Below are 1,574 nucleotides of genomic sequence, written 5' to 3' on the forward strand. Positions count from 1 at the left end.
GATCCGGGCAAACCGGCCAAACGACAAAGCTCCACGCGCTGAGACACGATCGAAAACTCCCTGAACGGCATCGGGCACCTCCGAGCCCAATGTGTCCACCATGTCTCCGAACACCTGTCAGCTATGTCTCCGGTCTATACACAAAGCTCGGGGAGGAGTTAAACAGATCGGCGACGTTGGTGGGGCGATGACGGCGGAGCGCTGAATGCCCTACAACCTGGCGCCTCAGCCCAGCGACGCGTTGTCGATGACGAAGCGGTATTTGACGTCGCTGCGCTGCATCCGGTCATAGGCCTCGTCGATCGCCTGGACCTGGATCATCTCGATCTCCGAGACGATGCCGTGCTCGGCGCAGAAATCCAGCATCTCCTGGGTCTCGGCGATGCCGCCGATCAGGGAGCCGGCGACCGACCGGCGGCCGAAGATCAGCACCCCGACGCCGGGGGAGGGGTGCGGGTGCTCCGGCACGCCGACCAGGCACAAGGTGCCGTCGCGCCTGAGCAGATTGGTGAAGGCGTCGAGATCGTGGCTCGCCGCGACCGTGTTGAGGATGAAGTCGAAGCTGCGGGCGTGCCCGGCCATCTCCTCGTCGTTGCGCGAGACGACGACCTCGTCCGCCCCCAGGTCGAGCGCATCCCGGCGCTTGCCTTCCGAGGTGGTGAAAGCGACGACATGGGCGCCCAAAGCGTGGGCGAGCTTGATCCCCATATGGCCGAGCCCGCCGATGCCGACGATGCCCACCTTCCGGCCGGGCCCGACCTGCCAGTGGCGCAACGGCGACCAGGTGGTGATGCCGGCGCACAGCAGGGGTGCGACGGCGGCGAGCTGCGCTTCTGGATGGCGGATCTTCAGGACGAAGCCCTGGTCGACCACGATCCGCTTCGAATAGCCGCCGAGCGTGTGGCCCGGCGCATCGGCGGTCGGGCCGTTATAGGTGCCGACGAAGCCGTTCTCGCAATATTGCTCCAGCCCTTCCTCGCACGAGGGGCAGTGCCGGCAGCTGCCGACCAGGCAGCCGACGCCGACCGTGTCGCCGACCGCGAAGCCCTCGACCGCCTCGCCGACCGCGCTGACATGGCCGACGATCTCGTGGCCGGGCACGCAGGGATAGAGGGTGCCGCCCCATTCCGAGCGGACGGTATGAAGGTCGGAATGGCAGACTCCGCAATAAGCGATCTCGATCTGGACGTCGCTCGGGCCCGGGGTTCGGCGCTCGATCGCGATCGGCTCGAGCGGCTTGTCGGCGGCATGGGCGCCATAAGCTTGGACGGTCATGATTGTTCTCCAGGAGCGGGCCGGCACAAGACGGGCGGTTCCGGGACGAGATAGGCCTTCGGCGAGGGCGGGATAAGGGGCTGAATCGCGCAGGGGCCCATGCGCGCGATTCATGAATGCGCCGGTTGAGCCCGGATTGGCGCGCTCGTCATGCCGGGCTCGATCCCATAGGCGCTAACTTATCGTTCGTGCCGCTAGTGTGCGGCGTTTTCTGGGTGGTTCAGCCAGCAGTTTTAGCCACCAGGGCGGGTGGTTTTTGATTGTGGCGATTGAGAGGGCGCCGAGGATTGCTGCCGTCA

Annotated in this window: 1 protein-coding gene; it reads right to left on the reverse strand. The window is 65.9% G+C overall.

What is annotated here, in order from left to right; all coding sequences use genetic code 11:
• Window positions 1-225: 225 nt before the first annotated feature.
• Window positions 226-1,275: an NAD(P)-dependent alcohol dehydrogenase gene (locus AC30N0_RS00925; protein WP_489516065.1), complete on the reverse strand. Its 1,050-nt coding sequence runs from the start codon at window positions 1,273-1,275 to the stop codon at window positions 226-228.
• Window positions 1,276-1,574: the final 299 nt, after the last annotated feature.

It is taken from the genome of Rhizobacter sp., from assembly GCF_031412495.1.
In the GTDB taxonomy this organism is placed as follows: domain Bacteria; phylum Pseudomonadota; class Gammaproteobacteria; order Burkholderiales; family Burkholderiaceae_C; genus Schlegelella_A.